Raw genomic sequence first — 20,200 nt, 5'->3', positions numbered from 1 at the left:
CTTTCGTTTCCGTCCGAATCCCCTATGCTTGGATCAACCACTTTCGAGGATCAACCATGTCGCAAGACATCGACTACGGGAACCTGATGCACACGGCCATGCGTGGCCTGATCAAGACCGTCCTGACCGGCGTGTCCGAAACCGGCCTGCCCGGTGCGCATCATTTCTTTATTACATTCGATACACGATACGAAGGCGTCGAACTGGCCGACTGGCTGCGCCAGCGCTATCCCGACGAGATGACGATCGTCATGCAACACTGGTTCGAAAACCTTGAGGTCGGCAATGACGGCTTCTCGATCACGTTGAATTTCGGCGACGCGCCCGAACCACTCTATATCCCGTATCTGGCGATCAAGACCTTCGTGGATCCATCGGTCGAGTTTGGCCTGCGCTTTGAAAGCCCCGAGGATGACGAGGATGAAGATCACCTCGTGACCGAGGCCCCGATGGAAACAGATGCTGAAGAAGAGGAACCCCATCACGACGCTGATGTGGTCTCACTCGACAGCTTCCGCAAGTAACGCGTGTCAGGCCCCGCCAGTTGCGGGGTCTATTCTTTTTTCAGGAATGTATCGACCGACCGGGATTTCTCGCCATTGCGAAAGCGCGAGAATGACAGGTTCAGGCCGCCATCGGCCAGTGTTCTGTCGAATTGCTGCAGTTCATAACCACCATTTTCGTCGATAAACAACGAAAAGACGGTCAGCGTATCCCCGTCAATTCGGCCCCAGACAAAGGGTTCGCCCTTCATCGGGTCCAGCGGAACCTCGTGCCCGAAGACGTTGCGTCGCATCGCAGCGGAATACACATGCGGCCGGTCCGACGTCTGGAAATCGACCGAGTATTTCTCGTCCTTGACCCGACCGTCGGATTTGTAGGTCGTCGTGGTCCAGCTCACGTTGAACCCACCCCGGGCTTCATGAATCGAAACGCTCATATCCCGCGGCGTTGCCGTGCCGTCGGCATCCACCACCTCGGCCGAGCCGGTATAGTCGCCGACAAAGGGTTCGATCCCCGAAGCCAGCGCCTGCTGCGCCAGCGCACCGGCCCAGAGACACACGGCCAGCGCGACCATGTGAAGGGGATGCCTAAAGAAAGCTACGCGCATGACTGTCTCCGTCCTGATTGCATGTCCATCTTAACTCTAGCCCGCCGCTGCACAATGGCACTGTTTTCGCTAACGCGGGTTATTTGTGGCGACCCCTCGTCTATACCTTTGAACCGGCGGAGTTTAAGGTGCGCCCAACTGGCCGATTGCACCACAGCCTCGCTGCGGGTAAACGGCATACGACTGCATACCAGACGGAGTGACAGATGTCTCAGACCCGCACCGAATCCGACAGCTTTGGCCCGCTTGAGGTCCCCGCCGACAAGTATTGGGGCGCACAGACCCAGCGTTCGATCATGAATTTTCCCATCGGCTGGGAAAAGCAGCCCGTCGCCATTGTGCGCGCGCTGGGCGTGATCAAAAAGGCCTGCGCGATGGAGAACAAAGCCATCGGCAAGCTGGACGCCCGGATCGCCGACGCGATCATTCAGGCCGCGGGTGAGGTGATTGACGGCAAGTTTGACGACAACTTCCCACTGGTCGTGTGGCAGACCGGGTCCGGCACCCAGTCGAATATGAACTCGAACGAGGTCATCGCGAACCGGGCGATCGAGATTCTGGGCGGCGAAATCGGCTCGAAAGATCCAGTCCACCCCAATGATCACTGCAATATGGGCCAGTCGTCGAACGACACCTTTCCCACCGCCATGCACATCGCCACCGCCATGAGCGTGCGCGACGTGCTGCTGCCGGGGCTTGAGAAATTCGCCGCAGCGCTTGAAACCAAGGCCAACGAGTTCGCGGGCATCATCAAGATCGGCCGCACCCATACGCAGGACGCGACACCGCTGACGCTGGAACAGGAATTCGGCGGATATGCTCACCAGATCCGCCAGGGCATCGCACGTGTCAAAGCCTCGATGCCCGGCATTTACGAACTGGCGCAAGGCGGGACCGCCGTGGGCACCGGCCTCAACACCCATAACGGCTGGGACGAGGCGGTTGCCAAGAACATGGCCGATATCACCGGCCTGCCCTTCATTACCGCTCCGAACAAGTTCGAGGCACTTGCCGCGCACGACGCCATGGTCTTTCTGTCTGGGGCTTTGGCCACGGTTGCGGGCAGCTGCTACAAAATCGCCAATGACATCCGGTTCCTTGGCTCGGGCCCCCGCTCGGGTCTGGGAGAACTGATCCTGCCCGAAAATGAGCCCGGATCGTCGATCATGCCCGGCAAGGTCAACCCAACTCAGGCAGAGGCGCTGACGCAGGTGGCGGCTCATGTGATGGGCAACGATGCGGCGATCAAGTTTGCCGGGTCGCAGGGGCATTTCCAACTGAACGTCTATAACCCGATGATGTCCTACAACCTGCTGCAGTCGATCCAGTTGCTGGGCGATGCCACCGACAGCTTTACCGAGCGGATGCTGCTGGGCATCAAGGCCAACGAGCCGCGCATCGACAAGCTGATGAAGGAATCGCTGATGCTGGTCACCGCGCTGGCCCCGACCATTGGCTATGACAACGCCACCACGGTCGCCAAGACCGCGCACAAGAACGGCACCACCCTCAAGGAAGAGGCCATCGCGCTGGGCTTTGTGGACGAGGATACCTTTGATGCGGTTGTCCGTCCCGAACAGATGATTGGCCCGAAAGACTGATGGGCAAGCCGGCCAATCTGAACCGGTATCGAAAAGAAAAAGCGCGGGCCGACAAGAAGGCCCGCGCAGACCAGAACGCTGTGGCATTCGGACGGTCCAAGGCCGAAAAAGAGGTCGTCAAACTACAGCATGACAAGCAGAATCGCGATCTCGACGGTCATAAGGTCGACGAATGAGCGGCCGCCCAGTCAAACGCTCGCTGACCCTCAAAGGGCACCGCACATCGGTGTCGCTGGAAGACGAATTCTGGCGAGCCTTCCGCGATATTGCAGAAGAAAAAGGACAGGCAATCAATGTATTGGCTGCCGAAATTGATGTCGCGCGCGACCCGGAAACCGGCCTTGCCTCGGCCATGCGGGTCTTTATCCTGAACTGGTACCGCGACCGCGATTGATCCTTGCTAGCCGTATCCTTGTATGTATAGCCTGAACTGGAACAAAAAGGGTACGTCTCATGAGCAAAACCGTTATCGGACCCGACGGTCGACCGCGCTGCGCCTGGTGTCAGGCCGCGCCCGAGTTCTTTGACTATCACGACCAGGAATGGGGCTATCCAGTCGCCGACGATCAGCGATTGTTCGAAAAGCTGTGCCTTGAGAGCTTTCAGTCCGGCCTCAGCTGGCGGACGATCCTGAACAAGCGTGAGAACTTTAGAAACGCCTTTTGTGGATTTGATTTCAATAAGATGGCTGTGTTTACTGATGCGGACGTCGAACGCCTGTTACAAGATACAGGAATCATCCGGCACCGCGGCAAGATCGAAGCGGTGATCAACAACGCCCGCCGCGCGCAGGAGTTGATTGCGGCCGAGGGCTCTCTGGCCGCTTATGTCTGGCGCTACGAGGCTGAAACGCCTCCACCCCCGCAAACGACGTCAACTTCGCCAGAATCCATCGCCATGTCGAAGGATTTGAAGAAACGGGGGTGGAAATTCGTCGGCCCCACCACGGTCTTTGCCTTCATGCAGGCCATGGGTTTGGTCAACGATCACGCCGAGGGTTGTATCGGACGTGAAAAAGCGGCGCAGTTGCGCCGCTCGTTCACCAAACCTGTCTGAGGATCAGATCGAGGCGCGGTAAATCTTATCGATATTGCTGCCCAACGCAGCATTGAAATCCGCATCCGACTGCTGCTTGGACAGACCTTCGGTCAGCGCGCGCGAGAATGAAGCAATCATCTTGCCGTTCTGGTTCAGCAGATCGCAGGCTTGTTCAGTCGAGTATCCCCCCGACAAGGCCACAACGCGCAGAACGCGCGGGTGGTCAGCCAGTTCGTCATATAGATTCGCCTGACTCGGAATCGTCAGTTTCAGCATGACCTCCTGCCCCTCGGCCAGTTGATCGAGGTTTTTCAGGATCTCGGCCTTTAGAATACCTTCGGCCTCGGCCTTGCTGTCCGAGTGGATGTTGACCTCGGGCTCGACGATCGGGACCATGCCTGCGTCGGTCACCACGCGCGCGACTTCGAATTGCTGTGCCACGACGGCGGAGATACCTTCGGCGTTGGCCTCATGAATGACCGAGCGTTCCTTAGTGCCAAAAACGCCATCCGCATTTGCCAGCGTTTCGGCCAGACCGGGGATCGGTTTCATCATCTGAACGCCGTTGGCTTGATCCTCAAGACCCTTGTCGATCTTCAGGAACGGCACAATGCGCTTGGCCGACCAGAGGTAATCTGCAACCTTCTTGCCGTCGATTTCCTCGCCCAGCGTCCGTTCGAACAGGATCGCGCCGATCACTTTCTCGCTGGTGAAATCATCCGCCAGAATGATGCGCGCGCGCATTTTCTGGATCTCGCCAAACATCTCAGCGTCCGAGCCATAGTCCGATGCCTCAACACCGTAGAGCGCCAGCGCCTTCGGCGTCGACCCGCCGCTTTGGTCCAGTGCTGCGATAAATCCTGCGCCGTCGGACATCTGCGCGCGCTGTTCTGCCTTGGACATAACTCTTTCCCGTTCAATATGATTCCAGCTTTCTTCACCGCATACAGCAAGCCGCAGAACGATGGTAGTTTGTTAGCGCTCAACCAGCCGCAACCAGATGCCGTCCTTTGAACGGACGGTCAGATGGGCCACCGGTACGGGCGTTTTGCCTTCGATTGTTTCGAAACGATAGCGCCGCAGCAGCATCGACAGGATCAACGGCCCCTCGATCATGGCGAAGCCTGCGCCGGTGCAAACGCGCGGGCCTGCCGAGAAGGGAATATACGCTTCGCGCTGGCAGGTCCGGCCGTTTTCCGTCGCCCAGCGGCTCGGGTCGAAATCATCCGGATCGTCCCACAGACGCTCTTGCCGATGCAGGTGCCATGGGCTGATGACGATCTGCGACCCTTTTGGAATATCGCGGTTGCGGAACTGTTCCGGGCAGGTCGTTTCCCGTACCATCATCGGCACCGGCGGATAGAGCCGCAGCGCCTCACGAAACACATCCCGGCTGATTTTAAGGCGCGACATCACCGAGAACTCTACCTCGTCCAAAGCCTGCGCTTCCGCCGCGACCCTGTCCTGCCAGTCGGGATAAAGCGCCATCAGATACAGCGTCCACGCCAAGGCCGAGGCGCTGGTTTCGTGTCCAGCGAGAAAGAAGATGGCGACCTGATCGATCATCTCGTCGGCATCGAAACACGCGCCGGTCTGGGGATCACGCGTCGTCATGATCTTGGTCGCCAGATCGTTCGGAGCGGTCCCCGCGGCAATCGCTTCGGCCCGTTCGGCCGTCAGGCGACCGATCAGGTCGCGGATCTGCCGGGCAGTCTGGCGCGTCCGGCGGGCATGAACGCGCGGTATCCAGCGCGGCATGGGGATGAAGGCCGCAAGGTTCAGTAAGGGCTGCGCGCGTTGATAGGCGCGAAACTTGTCGAACACCTGCGCGGCGACCTCATGGCCTATTGGCACCGAGAACAGCGTGCGAAAGATCACATCAGCGGCCACGTGGCTTGTGATCTCTTCGCATTCCACTACCTGCCCGGACTGCGCGCGCAGCCGGTCGACGCAGGCCCGCGCCGCGTTGGCCATCGCGGGAAAGCTGTCTTTCAGCCGCCCGCCCGCGAACGCCGGATCGATGATGCGCCGCTGACGCTTCCAGGTCTCACCATTGGTCAGAAAGACCGACTGCCCCAGCAACGGGCGCAGGCCCTCGCTGATGCGGTTGGATTTGGGGAAGGTGTCGGGCCGCTCCTTCAGCACAGTGCGGATCAGATCGGGCTGATTGATCATGTACGACCGAAAGAACGGCGTTCGGAATTCGGCCATCCACGCGCGGTACAGGCGCTGTGGCTGCGCCGATAGAAGGTCCTGCCGGAACAGGCGCAGGTATCGCCAAAGCGATACCTTGTCTCGGCGCGCCTGTGGCTTTGGTGGTCTCATGGCCGCACCGACCGGTATTTTGAGACCGGCTGTTCGATCCGTGACCGCGACGGCGCGCGCGCCTCAAAACGCTGCGCCAGGGTTTGGGGGCCAGCGGTGATGCGGAAATAGTCATAATCCCGGACCCGGTCGAAGGCGCAGAGATACTGAAAGTGCAGACGAAAGAAGCGCCAGCGTAGGTGCGCCCAGCGTTCGGCCGAGAGGGTTTGCGTAAAGGCGGCGGACAGCACCAGCGGGTTGCGCTTGTCCGCCGTGGCAACACCGCTGACAGCAACCGGATCGCACAGCGCGAAGGCACAGCCGTCGCCCGGGGCCGACACATCGACCCATGTCAGATCGGGATGAACAGACAGGTATCTAAGATCATCACGCAGCCCATCGGCACGCGGCAGGAATGAGACCATGGGAACGACCTGCCCCAATGTCAGGAACGACAGTTCGGGGCCAGCCTGTGGGACCTCTCGCTGCCGCAACAGGTTTGACAGAACCGACACCCCCAAATGCGCGCCCGAGCTGTGGCCGACCACCAGAACCTCATCCACATCGCTTTCAAGCGCCTCAGAAATCAGATCAGAGAATTGGTGCAGACGCTCTGTCATCTCGGGTGCATAAGCCCCCGACAGGCGAGCGGAATGCGCATAATCGTGCATCAGATAATAGGCAAACAACCGGTTATCGAGCTTTCGAAACCAATGAAGTAGCGCGTAGGCTACCCCAAGCGCGGGCAGCAGGCCCCACCCTCCGACAAGCGGAGACAGCAAAGCGGACACCCCCCAGACCACACCCAGCGCCGCAACCAGTTGCAGCAGCAGCATGCCCACCGGGTAAAGCGCCGCAATCACCGGCCCCTTGCGCAGCCGCATCAGACGCGAGAGCGTTCCGGTCGCAATGTATATCCACGCCGTGCGGGCCAGTTGCAGATAGGTCGCAGGGATCGAGCGCGCCATGCTCTCTCGCACGATATCGGACCAGACGAGCACATTGACCTCAGCCTCAACCAGCGTGCCGTCCTGTCGAGACCGCACATGCCAGCCATACAGCGCCTGCCCGGCTCGGCCGCTGATTGAGATGTCATAGCCGGATATCTCGGCCTGCGCGCGGCCTTCCTTGCGGTAAAGTTCACGATACCGGCGGGGGTGAATCGGGTCATAGCCGGGGATGTAGAACACCCGGCGCCTGCGCACCTGTGGATGGGATTTTCGACTGCTCATATACCCGGCCCTCTGCCCCGCAGACTAGCGCAGAGCGGCGACCAGCGTAAGACCCGCCATCGCCACATCCACGTTTACCGCCAGAGGGTTAACCGAACGTCGCCAGAACCGGGAAAGTTTCCAACAGCCACCAGCTGAATTCGGTGAACAGCCCAGTGATCAGCATGATGCCAACGAACAACAGCAGCCCGCCCATCACCTTTTCGATCGTCGCCATATGCGGCTTGATCCGGTTCATCACCGCCATCGAACGGTTCAGGAACATCGCCGCCAGCAGGAAGGGAATGCCCAGACCCGCCGCGTATACACCCAGCAGCAGGGTACCGCGCGCGACCGAGGCCTCGGACGCGGCCAGCGACAGGATTGCACCCAGTTGGGGGCCGATACACGGCGTCCAGCCAAAGGCGAATGCAAGGCCCAGAATATAGGCCCCAAAAACCGAGCCCCCGGAATCGCCAGTTTCGACACGCGCTTCACGATCCAACAGCGGAATGCGAAAGACGTTCAGGAAATGCAGACCGAATACGATGACGACCGCACCTGAAAGCTTGGCGAAAAGTACCTGATTCTGAAGAACAAATGCCCCGAACGCCGAGGCGGTAAAACCCAGCAGCAGGAACACCGTTGAAAGTCCCAGCACGAAGAACAGTGCCGACAGCGTCGCCTTGCGCCGCGCCCGGGCCTCGTCCTTCATCTCATTGATCGAAACGCCGCTCATATAAGCAAGATAGGGCGGCACAATTGGCAGCACGCAAGGTGACAGAAAACTGATCAGCCCGCCCAGCATGGCGATGAACATGGCGGGCAGAAGCCCTGCGTCGATGATATCTATTCCGAACATACGTCAGCACATATGGTATCATATCGCCCACGTCACGGGGCCATTCGGTCACATCCTCGTGGTTGAATGCTGGACAGTGTTACAAGTTGGAAATATCTCAACCCCATGACTGATGAGACCGAAACCTTGGACGCTTTGGGCCTTCTATGCCCGTTACCCGTCCTGAAAGCCCGAAAGCGGCTGAAATCCCTGCCCGCCGGAGGGCTGCTGCGCGTGCTCGCCGACGACCCGGCAGCCATCATAGACGTGCCGCATTTCTGCACCGAGGCCGGACATACCCTGGTCTCGCAGGATACAGCGGACGGGCATCAGATCTATCTGATCCGAAAGGCCGGATGAGAAAGGGCGGACCTAGTGGCCCGCCCCTTTGATTACTGACCCAGCGACCACCAACCGCGCCGTTTAGGCTTGGCTGGCGCGGGCTCGGGCTCTTCCGTAACCGTTTCGAGAACCGGTTCGGGCGTTGTGTCCTGAGTGACCTCAGGTTCGGCTGCACCTCCTGCGGCAGCTTCCGGTTCCACCTCGGGTTCCGGCGCAGTTTCTGCCTCGGCCTCTGCTTCGACTTCTGGGGCAGGCTCTGCCTCAGGCTCCGCAACAACCGGTTCGTCCTGTTCAGCCACAGTTTCCGCAGGCTCTGCCTGAACCGACTCTGACTCCGCTGCAGCTTCCTCGGTGGCAGGTTGAGCCTCTTCCGAAGCCTCGGCTTCGGCCTCGACAACTTTCTTACGGCGACGCGGCGCCCGGCGTTTCTTGGGCTTTTCCGCCTTTTCAGCCGCCTCGGCGGCCTCTGGTTCCGCAGTCTTCTCCTCAACGGTCTCGGCTTCGGCGGCTTTGTCTTCAGTCACCTCTGCATCACCAGCTGCCTCGGACCCATCCTCGGCCTCGGCACCTCCGGCATTTTTCTTCCGCCGACGCCGACGCCGCTTGCGCTTGGGCTTGGCGTCCTCGTCCGTCTGAACCGGAGTCTCCTCGGTGGTCTCTTCCTCTTCCGAGGCATCGACCATATCCATCAACGAAGCATCCACGGACACCACCGGCGCGGTTGCCTCGGGCACAACGCGGCTGGCGGTCTTGAATTTCTCCATCGAGAAATCGGGGCTGACCAGATGTACATCACCTTCGATCCGTACCGATAGGCCATAGCGCGCCTCGATCTGCGCGATGTGTTCGCGCTTCTGGTTCATCAGGAAGTTGGCAATACTGACCGGGCAACGCACCAGAACCTCGCGCGAGCGGCGGCGGGTGCCTTCCTCTTCGATCTGACGCAGGATCGACAACGCCATGTTGTCGTCCGAGCGGATCAGGCCGGTGCCATGACAGGCCGGGCATGGCTGCGTCGTGGCTTCGATCATGCCGGGACGCAGACGCTGACGGCTCATCTCAAGCAGACCAAAACCGGAAATCCGACCAACCTGAATACGGGCACGATCAGTTTTCAGCTTGTCCTTCAGGCGCTTCTCAACCGCAGTGTTGTTCTTGCGCTCGTCCATGTCGATGAAATCGATAACGATCAGACCGGCGAGGTCCCGCAAACGCAACTGGCGCGCTACCTCTTCAGCGGCCTCCAGATTGGTCTTCAGCGCCGTTTCCTCAATCGAGCCTTCCTTGGTCGCCCGACCCGAGTTCACATCAATTGCCACCAGCGCCTCGGTCACACCGATCACGATGTAGCCACCAGATTTCAGCTGAACGGTCGGGTTGAACATCCCGCCCAAATAACTTTCGACCTGATACCGCGCGAACAGAGGCAACGCGTCCTCGTACCGTTTCACGTTCTTGGCGTGGGACGGCATGATCATCTTCATGAAGTCCTTGGCGATACGATAACCGCCCTCGCCTTCGACCAGAACCTCGTCGATATCGCGGTTATAGAGATCGCGGATCGACCGTTTGATCAGGTCGCCTTCTTCGTAAATCTTCGCGGGCGCGATGGATTGCAGAGTCAGTTCGCGAATCTGCTCCCACATGCGCTGCAGATATTCATAGTCGCGCTTGATCTCAGATTTCGTCCGCTTTGCTCCGGCGGTGCGCACAATCAGGCCAGCACCCGTCGGCACATCGATCTCCGAAGCGATATCCTTCAATTTCTTACGGTCGGCCGCATTGGTGATCTTGCGGCTGATCCCACCACCACGCGCGGTATTTGGCATCAGCACGCAGTAACGACCCGCCAGCGACAGATAGGTGGTCAGCGCCGCACCCTTGTTGCCGCGCTCTTCCTTAACGACCTGCACCAGCAGGACCTGACGCACCTTGATGACTTCCTGAATCTTGTACCGACGCGGGCGCGGTTTGCGCGGAGGGCGAATATCCTCGCTGTCATCCTCATCCGCCACGGACTCGATCGAGGCATCCTTTGCCGCCGCATCGGCGCCCTTGTCCTTGGCGTTGTCATCATCGGACTCTTGCGCATCGTCCGCAGGCTCGGCCTCAGCGTCATCGGACGCTTCTTCCGCCTCAGCGTCCGGTGTTTCAGCGGCCTCATCATCCGAGGCCTCTGCTTCCGGCGCCGCCTCTTCGGAAACTATTTCCTCAGCAGGCGTTTCTGCAACGGGCGCATCACCCTCTTCGGGTTCTTCCACTGGCGTCTCGGCAACGCCTTCGATCGGAGAGGTCCCCTCGGGCACCTCCACGTCCGCTTCATCGCTCTCATCCAGATCGATGGTCTCCATGCCGGTCGGTTCCGACGAGACCTCCAGCGTCTCAACCGGGTCGTCGGACTTGACATCGGCGGCCTTCGACCTCGACCGCGACCGGCGCTTCTTGGGCTTTGCTTCCTCGGCCTCATCGCGCGCCTTCATCGCCTCGGCATAGGCGCGCTCTTCCTCCATCAGCGCCTCACGGTCGGCGACCGGGATCTGATAATAGTCGGGGTGAATTTCGGAAAATGCCAGAAACCCGTGCCGGTTCCCGCCATAATCCACAAAGGCCGCCTGCAGTGACGGCTCGACCCGTGTTACTTTTGCAAGATAGATGTTGCCAGCAAGTTGGCGTTTGTTTTCGGATTCAAAGTCAAATTCCTCAACCTTGTTTCCGTCGACCACCACGACGCGGGTTTCCTCCGCGTGGGTGGCATCGATAAGCATTTTCTTAGCCATGTGTCCTTGATGCACCGCGCCAAACGCGTTGTCCTGCCCGGTCCGGGGGGACGGGCGCTTTTGGGGTGGTGTCTTGTCAGGGCGATTTCAGACGGCGCGCGGCAAGGTCCGGCGCTAGCGCCCCCTGCCCGTATGTTCAATCGTTGCGCGCGCGTCATCGCGGTTCTTCTCCGACGGGTGCGATCTGCGTCGCTACCCGCCCACTTATTCCTTTTGCCCGTTGACCGGGCTCAGGCGCTCTATTGCCCCGAAGGGGCATAATCGGTCTGCCTGACGTCATGGGAACGTTCCTCAACGATCATCCGGCAGCGAAACTCAATAAACGGGACGTTCAGGCGCAAAAGCCCAGCCCGTTGGGGCACAATAAAGGCAGTCCTGTGGAAAAGACAATGGGCAAACTGCATCGCACAGCCCTCAGATCACACCGGATCCCTTCATCTGGCCATAAATATCCCGGGGGTGAATTGAGCCGCAGGCTCAAGAGGGGGCTGGCCCCCTCCCCTAAAGGTAATCGGAACGCTGCAGCCCGTACTTGGCCATCTTCTCATTCAACGTCCGGCGCGGCAGGCATAGCTCATCCATCACCGATGCGATCGAGCCCTTGTGGCGACGCATCGTATTGTCGATCAGCATCCGCTCGAACGCCTCGACATATTCTTTCAGGGGCTTGCCCTCGGTGGTCATCACCGGCTGCATTTCCTCGTGATCCGACATCAACAGCGAAGCAATCGTACCCGACCCGCGCCGAGACTGCAGCACCGCGCGTTCTGCAATGTTGATCAACTGCCGTACATTCCCCGGCCACGGGGCCTGCAACAACTGCGCCGCCTCTTGCGCACTGACCTGCGGCGCATCACAGCCGTACTCCTCGGCAAACTGCTCGCTCAGGCGGGTGAACAAAGTCAGGATGTCCTCACCCCGCTGGCGCAGCGGAGGCATTGTGATCCGTAACGCCGCCAGCCGGTAGAACAGATCGGGGCGCAGTACGTCCTCGGACGTCTTGCCCGCCTCCTGCAGGTTCGAGATTGCAACGATCCGTGTCTCGGCCGGCGTCCCCTGTTCATTCATCACGCTCAGCAGACGGGCCTGTAACGTATCGCTCAGGGCTTCGACATCTTCCAGCACCAGTGTACCGCCCCGGGCCTCTTCAATGGCGGGCAGTTGCGTGTCCTCGGGCAACATCGGGCCGAACAGGCGCTTCGACAGCGCGTCCTCTTCCAGGGCCGCGCAAGAGACCAGAACAAACTTCTTCCCGGCCCGGCTGCCAACGGCGTGCAAGGCATGCGCCACCAGAGTCTTGCCTGTGCCTGTTTCACCATCGATCAGGACATGACCATCCGCCTGCCCCAGATCCAGAATGTCCTCGCGCAGACGCTCCATGACCGGGCTGGCCCCGATCAGCTTGTTCATGATCTGGGTGCCGCCGGACAATTCACGGCGCAAAGCACGGTTGTCCAGCGTCAAACGCCGCGCGTTGCTGGCGCGCTTTGCAAGCTCGGACATACGGTCGGGGTTGAACGGCTTCTCAAGGAAATCAAACGCCCCGACCCGCATCGCCTCAACCGCCATAGGCACATCGCCGTGGCCAGTGATCATAATGACAGGCAGAGTGCTGTCTGCGCCCATCAGCTTTTTCAGAAGCTGAATACCATCCATACCCGGCATCTTGATGTCCGAGATCACGATCCCCGGATAATCCGGCCCCAGCACCTTCAGCGCGTCCTCGGCGCTGGCGAAGGTCTCGGTGTCATATCCCGACAGGGCGAGCCATTGGCTGATCGACTGGCGCATGTCCTGTTCATCATCCACGATGGCGATTTTCATGGCCTGTGCCATAGTCATTCCCTTTATTCCGCGGCCTCAAGGCCGTCGCTGCCCAATATGGGCAATTGCATCTCAAACACCGCGCCGCCCTGTTGGCCGTTGCGCGCAGTCAGCCGTCCGCCATGGTCGTTCACGATCCCGGACGAGATGGCAAGCCCCAGACCAACCCCATCGCCCGGACGTTTGGTCGTGTAGAACGGTTCAAACAGGTTTTCGATATTCTCGATCCCGTGTCCGTTGTCGCGCACGGTCAGGATCGCGGTCTCACCCGCCGCCAGGATAATCTCTACATCCGGCTCATCGACAGATTTGGTAGCATCCAGTGCGTTGCGCAAGAGATTGACCATAACCTGTTCAATTCGCATCCGATCTCCCATCACTATAACAGGTTCTTCGGGCAAAATCTGAGTAATCTTTACATGACGTTGCCGCAACTGCGGCTCCATCATCGACAGGCTCGACGCCAGCGCCTCGCCCAGATTTACAGGCGAAAACGCATCCGCGCCCTTGCGCGCATAGGATTTCAGCTGGCGGGTGATCGCCCCCATGCGCTCGATCAGCCCGTCGATGCGGCCAAAGCTGGCCAGCGCCTCTTCGGGCCGGTTCCGACGCAGCAGCAGGCGCGCGCCCGCCAGATAGGTTTTCATCGCGGCCAGCGGCTGGTTCAGCTCATGGCTGACCGCTGCAGACATCTCACCCAGCGCAGCCAGCTTCGAGCTTTGGGCAAGGGTTTGCTCGGCAACTTCCAGCGTCTTTTCGACCCGTTCCCGCTCAGCAATTTCCCGCTGCAGCCTTGAGTTCAATGCGCGGAGCTCTGCCGACTCGCGCTGGAACAGGGTCATACGCGACGTCGCCCTGCGGCTGAGTGCATAGAAGGCCAGCGCCAGAAGAATCGCGAATCCCATGATTTCCAGCGCCAAAACACCGTTCACCCGTTCGCGGATCGACGAATAGGTCGTGAACGATGTCATCTGCCATCCCCGGAATGGAATGCGCGTCTCCATCCGCATCACAGCCTCGCCCTGCAGATAGGCGTCAGGCGGCAGCGCGTTCCAGTCGGTGGTCGCCCGGATGGCGCGCTGAATCGCGCCCTGTGGCGGCTGGCGCAGAACCGCGCCATCTTCGTCCAGCCCGCGCCAGCGCGGCTCGGTCGACAGGATGATTGTACCGGTGCTGTCCGTCACCATTACCGCGTCGGATATACCTGCCCAAGCACGCTCGAATTTCTGTAGATCAACCTCGACGACGATGACGCCGAGGATTTCGGAATTGGCCTCGATCCGCCGCGAATAGGTAAAACTGTATCCGCCTGCCTCGCGGGGAATAACCGAGAATATCGTGGCGTTGGACCGCATCGCGTCGATAAAATACGGCGAGCTGCGATGCCCCTCGCCCAGCCGGTTGCGGTTCGTTGCAGCGACCGTCAGCCCATCACCGTCCAGCAGCACAAGCGAAGCGGCGCCGATTTCCTCGACAAAGGAAATCAGACGCTGGGTCGACAGCGTATAGTCGCTGGATTGCAGCGCCGAGATGAGCGTGGGATCGCGGGCCAGCAATTGCGGCACGATCGAATTTCGGCGCAGCTCGCTCAGTAAGTTGCCCGAATACAGCGCCAGACGCAGTTCGGCCCGATTGCGGGTGGATTCGGTGAACCGGCTGGTCAGCAGGCTGTTTGTAACCCAGACCGTCGCAACAGCGGCCAGCAGCAGCGCAAACACGGCCAGCCGCAAGCGCCAGTCCATGGGTGCGCCACGAAATCGGCTGAGGAACCCGCCGCTGTGTGTCTGGTTTTCGGAACTCATGCGCAGACGCTACGCGTCCCGCCCGATGACCTCAAGTCACGCTGGCGCCAGCACCCCGGCCAATGCGCGGAAGAGCGCCGTCCCATCGGTGCCCCCATGGCCTGAATCCGCCGCCCGTTCGGGATGCGGCATCATACCTAACACGCGACGGTTGTGTGATAAAATGCCTGCAACATCATCGCGCGAACCGTTGGGATTGTCGGCATAGGTGAAGGCGATCCGGTCCTGATCCTTGAGCGCGGCGAGCGTCTCGTCATCGGCGAAGTAATTGCCGTCGTGATGGGCGATCGGGATGTCGATCACGTCCCCGGCATTGTAGCCTTCGGTAAAAGCGCTGTCGCTTGTTTCCACCTTCAGGCCCACGGTGCGGCAGATATATTTCAGCCCCGCATTACGCAGCAGCGCGCCCGGTAGGATTCCCGTCTCGGTCAGGACCTGAAAACCGTTGCAGATCCCGACGGCATAGCCGCCGCGCTCGGTATGGGCGGATAGCGCCTTGCAGATCGGCGACTGCGCGGCAATCGCACCGCAGCGCAGGTAATCGCCATAAGAAAACCCGCCCGGCACGCCGACGATGTCGACACCATCCGGCAGCGCGACATCCTTGTGCCAGACCATATCGACCGAGAACCCGGCCTGTTCAAATGCAACGGCAAGATCACGGTCACAGTTGGACCCGGGGAATACGATGACGGCTGCGCGCATGGCGGACCCTCCTACGAGCTAAAGTCGGTGATAACGGCAACACCCGGAGGCGTTGGATTGTCAAAGGCGGCAAGCTCGGCGCTTGCCTGGTTCAGTGTGATTTTTCGCGTCACAAGCGGGCTCAGATCGACACCGCCACCCGCAATCAGCGATAGCAGCGACGGATAGCGCCAGCTTGGCATCCCGCGCGTGCCGAATACGGAAAGCTGTCCGGAATATAGCGCATCCATCGGCAGCGACATGGTGGTGTGATCTCCCGCAGGCATCCCGATCTGGACCATACGGCCCAGCTTGCGCAGCGATTTCATCGCCGAGACCGTCGTGACCTCGATCCCCAGCGCCTCGATCGCCACATGCGCGCCGCCGCCGGTCAGGTCGCGGACGGCCTGAGGCGCATCGCAGGTGGCCGCGTTGACCACCGCGTCTGCCCCAAGGCTTTTGGCATAGGCCAGCTTGTCATCGGCAATATCCACGACAACAACCCGCGCACCAAGAGCCTTGCCCAGCAGCAAGGTCGAGATGCCGACACCGCCGCCGCCGAACACCGCCAGCCATTCTCCGCCCTGCACCTGCGCCCGCCCGACCAGAGCCTGCCACGCCGTCGTCACCCGGCATCCCAAAGCCGCGGCGATTTCCGGGGCCAGAGTATCGGGCAGAGCGGTCAGGTTCGCATCCGCATGGGCAACTGCAATGAACTCGGCAAAGGCACCGTCGCAGGTGAAGCCCGGCACCACCTGATCGGCGCAGATGGTCTGATGCCCCTGCGCGCAATCCGGGCAATGACCGCAGGCCAGAATAAACGGAGCGATCACCCGGTCTCCGACCCGCCAGCGTCTGACGCGGCTGCCAACGGCTACCACTTCGCCGCAATATTCATGGCCGGGTGTCATGGGCAGAACCACGTCCGGGTCCGAACCGGACCATGCGTGCCAGTCTGATCGGCATACTCCGCACGCCAGAACCCGGACGACGACGCCGTCCTCTGCCGGTTCCGGATCGGGAATGGTCGCCACCTCAAGTGGCTGACGATAGGTGATCAGACGTGCAGCCCGCATCAAACTCAGACCAGTTCGATCTCGTAGCGTTCGATGACAGTGTTTGCCAGCAGCTTTTCACACATCGCGGTCACGTCGGCCTCGGTCGCGCCGTCGGCCAGTTCCAGATCAATCACCTTGCCCTGGCGCACGCCTTCAACCTGATCGAACCCCATCGCACCCAACGCGTGACGCACCGCCTCGCCCTGCGGATCCAGAACCCCGTTCTTGAGCATCACATGCACACGTGCCTTCATGGTCGAAAACTCCAGTCATGGACCGCCTGCGGCCCGTTTCGTTGCGCGCGGGATACCCCGCTTGCGCGTGTCGGACAACCCCGCCGGGCAGCGGCAAGGTCAGTTGATCAGCGTCGGCTTGGTCACATTGCTTTTGGGCAGAACGCCAAGCCGGCGGGCGACCTCGGAATAGGCGTCGGTCAGACTGCCCAGATCGCGGCGGAACACGTCCTTGTCCAGCTTCTGGCCAGTTTCGATATCCCACAGGCGGCAGCTGTCGGGGCTGATTTCGTCGGCCACGATCAGGCGCTGATAGTCGCCGTCGAAAACACGGCCGATCTCGATCTTGAAATCGACCAGACGGATGCCGACAGCCAGCATCACGCCGCTCATGAAATCATTGACGCGCAGCGCAAGGCTGAGGATATCGTCCATGTCCTGCTGGCTGGCCCAGCCAAAGGCCGCGATGTGTTCCTCAGTCACCAGCGGGTCACCCAGAGCGTCGTCCTTGTAGCAGTATTCGACGATCGGGCGCGGCAGTTGCGTGCCTTCGGCAATGCCCAGACGTTTCGACATCGACCCGGCGGCATAGTTGCGCACGATCACTTCCAGCGGCACGATCTCGCAGTTGCGGACCAGTTGCTCGCGCATGTTCAGGCGGCGGATGAAGTGGTTCGGGACGCCGATCTGGGTCAGGCCGTTCATGAAGAACTCGCTCAGGCGGTTGTTGAGCACGCCCTTGCCGTCGATCACGTCTTTCTTCTCGGCGTTGAACGCGGTGGCGTCATCCTTGAAATACTGCACGATGGTGCCCGGCTCAGGGCCTTCATACAGAATCTTGGCCTTACCTTCGTAAATCTTCTTGCGACGCGCCATGAGCGACCCTTCCAGACTGGCGAAAGGGAATGAGTCCCTTCACGTTGGCGCCCTCATAGTGCAAGCCCCGCCTTCCCGCAAGTTCAGCGACCCCAAGCCGCAGGCGCAGCGCAAATACCTTGCACCCGGCGCGTGCTATGGTCATACCATCAGGAAAAGAATGACTATCCAAGGGGTCTGTGACCGATGACCACATTTGACGAACGTGAAGCCGCGTTTGAAAGCAAATTTGCCCATGACGAAAAGATGCAGTTCATCGCACGTATGCGCCGCAACCGTTTCATGGCCGTCTGGGCCTCGGCGCTGAAAGGCGAAACCGTGGAACAGGCGCGGCGATACGGCAAGCAACTGATCCATACCGATCTGCAGAATGTCAGCGAGGACGATGTGGTCGAGGCGGTCAAAAGCTATCTTGGCGACCTGGCCGACGAGGCCAAGATCCGCGAAAAAATGACAGAATTGCTGACCGAAGCCAAAGAGCAGGTCATGGCAGAGGCCGAAGAATAACGGCCCAACGGTCAGCCTCATGATCTTCATGAGTTTTATGAGTTTGATTTGACGTCCCGGTCATGAGACACGGGGCGTCTCATATTTTTTCGGGCTTCGGCCCTTATTTTGGAATACCCCAATGACAAATGCGCTCAGCAAGCTTCTGGAAACCGTCGATGTCATCCTTGCGGATGGCGCGACCGGGACCAACCTGTTCAACATGGGCCTGCAATCGGGGGATGCGCCCGAATTGTGGAATTTCGATGCGCCGGACAAGATTCGCGCATTGTATCAGGGCTCGGTCGAGGCCGGCAGCGATCTGTTTCTGACCAACACCTTCGGCGGCACCGCCGCGCGGCTGAAACTGCATGACGCACAGAATCGCGTGGCCGAGTTGAACCGCATCGGGGCCGAGTTGGGTCGTGAGGTCGCTGACAAAGCGGGCCGCACGGTCGTCGTGGCCGGTTCGGTTGGTCCGACCGGTGAGATCATGGAGCCGGTCGGCAGCCTGTCGCATTCCGAAGCCGTCGAGATGTTCCACGAACAGGCCGACGCCTTGAAAGCGGGCGGTGCCGATGTGCTGTGGCTTGAAACCATCAGCGCACCCGAGGAATTCCGCGCCGCGGCCGAGGCCTTTGCGTTGGCCGATATGCCCTGGTGTGGCACCATGAGCTTTGACACCGCCGGGCGCACCATGATGGGTGTGACCTCAGCTGATCTGGCGATGATCGTGGAAACTCTGCCGAACCCGCCCGTTGCCTTCGGGGCCAATTGCGGAACCGGGGCCTCGGATATCCTGCGCACGGTTCTGGGGTTCGCTGCGCAAGGCACCGAACGCCCGCTGATTTCCAAGGGCAATGCCGGTATCCCGAAATATGTTGATGGTCATATCCATTATGACGGCACACCCGAACTGATGGGGCAGTATGCCGCCATGGCCCGCGATGCGGGTGCGACCATCATCGGCGGCTGCTGCGGCACGATGCCAGCGCATCTGCGCGAGATGCGCAAGGCGCTGGACACACGAGCCCGGGGCAACCGCCCGACACTGGATGAGATCACGCTGGCGCTTGGCCCCTTCTCTTCGGCCTCGGACGGCACCGGAGACGAGGCCGTGCCCGAGCGGCGCACGCGCCGTCGTCGCCGGGCTTGAGGTGACGATCAGCGCCCCTCGAACTTCGCGGGGCGCTTTTCCAGAAAGGCCACGACGCCTTCGGCAAAATCGTGTGTGCGGCCGCATTCCCCCTGCAAGTGTGCTTCGGCCACCAGTTGTTGCGGCAAGGTCCGGTCATACGTCCCCCGAATGGCCTGTTTGATGGCACGGAAGCCAGCGGTTGGGCCATTGGCCAGATATGCCGCGCGTTTGCGCCAATGCGCGTCGAACTGATCATCCGCAACCGCTTCCCAGATCAGACCCCATTCATCAGCCTGCCGCGCACTGATCTTGTCGGCAAACAGCGCCGCGCCCATCGCCTTGGCAAATCCCATCTGGCGCGGCATGAACCATGTCCCCCCGGCATCGGGCAAAAGCCCGATCCGCGCGAAGGCCTGCAGGAAGTAGGCGCTTTCGGTTGCAATCACCACATCCGCGCAGAGCGCCAGATTCGCCCCTGCCCCTGCTGCTGGTCCGTTGACGGCCGCGATGGTCGGAACCGGGCAGTCATAGACCGCCTCGAGCATCGGTTCATATTCATCCCGCAGCGCACGTTCTAGATCGATGGACCCCGTACTCGACGCATCCCCCAGATCCTGACCCGAGCAGAATGCAGGCCCCGCACCGGTCAGCACAATCGCCCGGGCCTGCCGGGCGGCGTCTTTCATGGCATAGGTAACCTCGGCCCGCATCTGCGTGGTCAGCGCGTTCATCTTGTCGGGTCGGTTTAGCATCAGAACCGCCAGACCATCCGCAATCTCAAGTTGGACCGCTTCGTATTCCATTGAAAAACCTCACCAGTGCCGCGTTTCGCAGAACCCTGACGCAATTGTGAGGGAAGGAAAAGAAGAACCGC

The 20,200-nt window shown here is 60.5% G+C and carries 21 protein-coding genes; 8 read left to right on the top strand and 13 right to left on the bottom strand.

The features are described 5' to 3' along the window. The first annotated feature begins 56 nt into the window (after positions 1 to 56). Positions 57 to 524, top strand: a complete 468-nt coding sequence (locus ACR0J1_RS02350) for an SspB family protein (protein ID WP_480729706.1) — start codon at positions 57 to 59, stop codon at positions 522 to 524. A gap of 29 nt (positions 525 to 553) precedes the next feature. Here the strand turns inward: ACR0J1_RS02350 and ACR0J1_RS02345 are convergent, their stop codons facing one another. Next, entirely contained in the window at positions 554 to 1,111 is a 558-nt protein-coding gene (locus ACR0J1_RS02345; protein ID WP_480729708.1) for a hypothetical protein, read from the bottom strand. A 206-nt stretch (positions 1,112 to 1,317) separates the two neighbouring features. Between ACR0J1_RS02345 and fumC the strand changes: the two genes are divergently transcribed. From fumC to ACR0J1_RS02325, 4 genes are read left to right on the top strand one after another with little or no spacing between them, the layout of a single operon-like run. Continuing rightward, positions 1,318 to 2,712, top strand: a complete 1,395-nt coding sequence (gene fumC / locus ACR0J1_RS02340) for a class II fumarate hydratase (protein WP_480729709.1) — start codon at positions 1,318 to 1,320, stop codon at positions 2,710 to 2,712. Further along, positions 2,712 to 2,888: a DUF4169 family protein gene (locus ACR0J1_RS02335; RefSeq protein WP_480729711.1), complete on the top strand. Its 177-nt coding sequence runs from the start codon at positions 2,712 to 2,714 to the stop codon at positions 2,886 to 2,888. The genes fumC and ACR0J1_RS02335 overlap by 1 nt, the downstream gene beginning before the upstream one ends. Next, complete coding sequence (locus ACR0J1_RS02330) at positions 2,885 to 3,106, top strand: ribbon-helix-helix domain-containing protein (protein ID WP_480729712.1); 222 nt, start codon at positions 2,885 to 2,887, stop codon at positions 3,104 to 3,106. Before ACR0J1_RS02335 ends, ACR0J1_RS02330 begins: the two co-directional genes overlap by 4 nt. 59 nt (positions 3,107 to 3,165) lie before the next feature. After that, on the top strand, positions 3,166 to 3,768 hold the full coding sequence (locus tag ACR0J1_RS02325; RefSeq protein ID WP_480729714.1) for a DNA-3-methyladenine glycosylase I: 603 nt from the start codon (positions 3,166 to 3,168) through the stop codon (positions 3,766 to 3,768). Between the two features lie 3 nt (positions 3,769 to 3,771). On the opposite strand, the gene ACR0J1_RS02320 is transcribed toward ACR0J1_RS02325, so the two are convergent. From ACR0J1_RS02320 to ACR0J1_RS02305, 4 genes are all read right to left on the bottom strand, one after another. Next, complete coding sequence (locus tag ACR0J1_RS02320) at positions 3,772 to 4,653, bottom strand: fructose bisphosphate aldolase (RefSeq protein ID WP_480729716.1); 882 nt, start codon at positions 4,651 to 4,653, stop codon at positions 3,772 to 3,774. Positions 4,654 to 4,725: 72 nt separating this feature from the next. Then, positions 4,726 to 6,075, bottom strand: coding sequence for a cytochrome P450 (locus tag ACR0J1_RS02315; protein WP_480729717.1), 1,350 nt, complete (start codon positions 6,073 to 6,075; stop codon positions 4,726 to 4,728). Continuing rightward, on the bottom strand, positions 6,072 to 7,286 hold the full coding sequence (locus ACR0J1_RS02310) for a hypothetical protein (RefSeq protein ID WP_480729719.1): 1,215 nt from the start codon (positions 7,284 to 7,286) through the stop codon (positions 6,072 to 6,074). The genes ACR0J1_RS02315 and ACR0J1_RS02310 overlap by 4 nt, the downstream gene beginning before the upstream one ends. Positions 7,287 to 7,374: 88 nt before the next feature. Further along, positions 7,375 to 8,127, bottom strand: coding sequence for a cytochrome c biogenesis CcdA family protein (locus ACR0J1_RS02305; RefSeq protein ID WP_480469888.1), 753 nt, complete (start codon positions 8,125 to 8,127; stop codon positions 7,375 to 7,377). A 105-nt stretch (positions 8,128 to 8,232) separates the two neighbouring features. Here ACR0J1_RS02305 and ACR0J1_RS02300 point away from each other — a divergent pair, with 105 nt between their 5' ends. Further along, positions 8,233 to 8,466: a sulfurtransferase TusA family protein gene (locus tag ACR0J1_RS02300; protein ID WP_480729721.1), complete on the top strand. Its 234-nt coding sequence runs from the start codon at positions 8,233 to 8,235 to the stop codon at positions 8,464 to 8,466. A gap of 32 nt (positions 8,467 to 8,498) precedes the next feature. On the opposite strand, the gene ACR0J1_RS02295 is transcribed toward ACR0J1_RS02300, so the two are convergent. From ACR0J1_RS02295 to purC, 7 genes are all read right to left on the bottom strand, one after another. Then, positions 8,499 to 11,225 (bottom strand): Rne/Rng family ribonuclease, encoded by a 2,727-nt coding sequence (locus tag ACR0J1_RS02295; RefSeq protein ID WP_480729723.1) that lies wholly within the window; start codon positions 11,223 to 11,225, stop codon positions 8,499 to 8,501. A 501-nt stretch (positions 11,226 to 11,726) separates the two neighbouring features. Then, positions 11,727 to 13,061, bottom strand: coding sequence for a sigma-54-dependent transcriptional regulator (locus ACR0J1_RS02290; protein WP_480729724.1), 1,335 nt, complete (start codon positions 13,059 to 13,061; stop codon positions 11,727 to 11,729). Between the two features lie 11 nt (positions 13,062 to 13,072). Beyond that, on the bottom strand, positions 13,073 to 14,851 hold the full coding sequence (locus ACR0J1_RS02285; protein ID WP_480729725.1) for a sensor histidine kinase: 1,779 nt from the start codon (positions 14,849 to 14,851) through the stop codon (positions 13,073 to 13,075). A gap of 36 nt (positions 14,852 to 14,887) precedes the next feature. After that, positions 14,888 to 15,556 carry a phosphoribosylformylglycinamidine synthase subunit PurQ gene (purQ, locus tag ACR0J1_RS02280; RefSeq protein ID WP_480729727.1) on the bottom strand — a complete coding sequence of 223 codons (669 nt, stop codon included), beginning with the start codon at positions 15,554 to 15,556 and terminating at the stop codon, positions 14,888 to 14,890. Positions 15,557 to 15,567: 11 nt separating this feature from the next. After that, positions 15,568 to 16,611 (bottom strand): zinc-dependent alcohol dehydrogenase family protein, encoded by a 1,044-nt coding sequence (locus ACR0J1_RS02275; protein ID WP_480729728.1) that lies wholly within the window; start codon positions 16,609 to 16,611, stop codon positions 15,568 to 15,570. A 5-nt stretch (positions 16,612 to 16,616) separates the two neighbouring features. Then, positions 16,617 to 16,847 (bottom strand): phosphoribosylformylglycinamidine synthase subunit PurS, encoded by a 231-nt coding sequence (purS, locus tag ACR0J1_RS02270; RefSeq protein WP_480529020.1) that lies wholly within the window; start codon positions 16,845 to 16,847, stop codon positions 16,617 to 16,619. Between the two features lie 99 nt (positions 16,848 to 16,946). Beyond that, complete coding sequence (purC, locus tag ACR0J1_RS02265; protein WP_480729730.1) at positions 16,947 to 17,702, bottom strand: phosphoribosylaminoimidazolesuccinocarboxamide synthase; 756 nt, start codon at positions 17,700 to 17,702, stop codon at positions 16,947 to 16,949. A 186-nt stretch (positions 17,703 to 17,888) separates the two neighbouring features. On the opposite strand from purC, the gene ACR0J1_RS02260 reads away from it, so the two are divergent. Both ACR0J1_RS02260 and bmt read left to right on the top strand, forming a co-directional pair. Continuing rightward, positions 17,889 to 18,209: a DUF1476 domain-containing protein gene (locus ACR0J1_RS02260; RefSeq protein ID WP_480729732.1), complete on the top strand. Its 321-nt coding sequence runs from the start codon at positions 17,889 to 17,891 to the stop codon at positions 18,207 to 18,209. A gap of 121 nt (positions 18,210 to 18,330) precedes the next feature. Beyond that, entirely contained in the window at positions 18,331 to 19,344 is a 1,014-nt protein-coding gene (bmt, locus tag ACR0J1_RS02255) for a betaine--homocysteine S-methyltransferase (protein WP_480729733.1), read from the top strand. An 8-nt stretch (positions 19,345 to 19,352) separates the two neighbouring features. Here the strand turns inward: bmt and ACR0J1_RS02250 are convergent, their stop codons facing one another. Then, on the bottom strand, positions 19,353 to 20,129 hold the full coding sequence (locus tag ACR0J1_RS02250; RefSeq protein WP_480729735.1) for an enoyl-CoA hydratase-related protein: 777 nt from the start codon (positions 20,127 to 20,129) through the stop codon (positions 19,353 to 19,355). Positions 20,130 to 20,200: the final 71 nt, after the last annotated feature.

The organism is Ruegeria sp. CJ3, from assembly GCF_056536725.1.
Note: the sequence above shows the minus strand (reverse complement) of the source record. Positions and strands in the feature narration are given on the sequence as shown.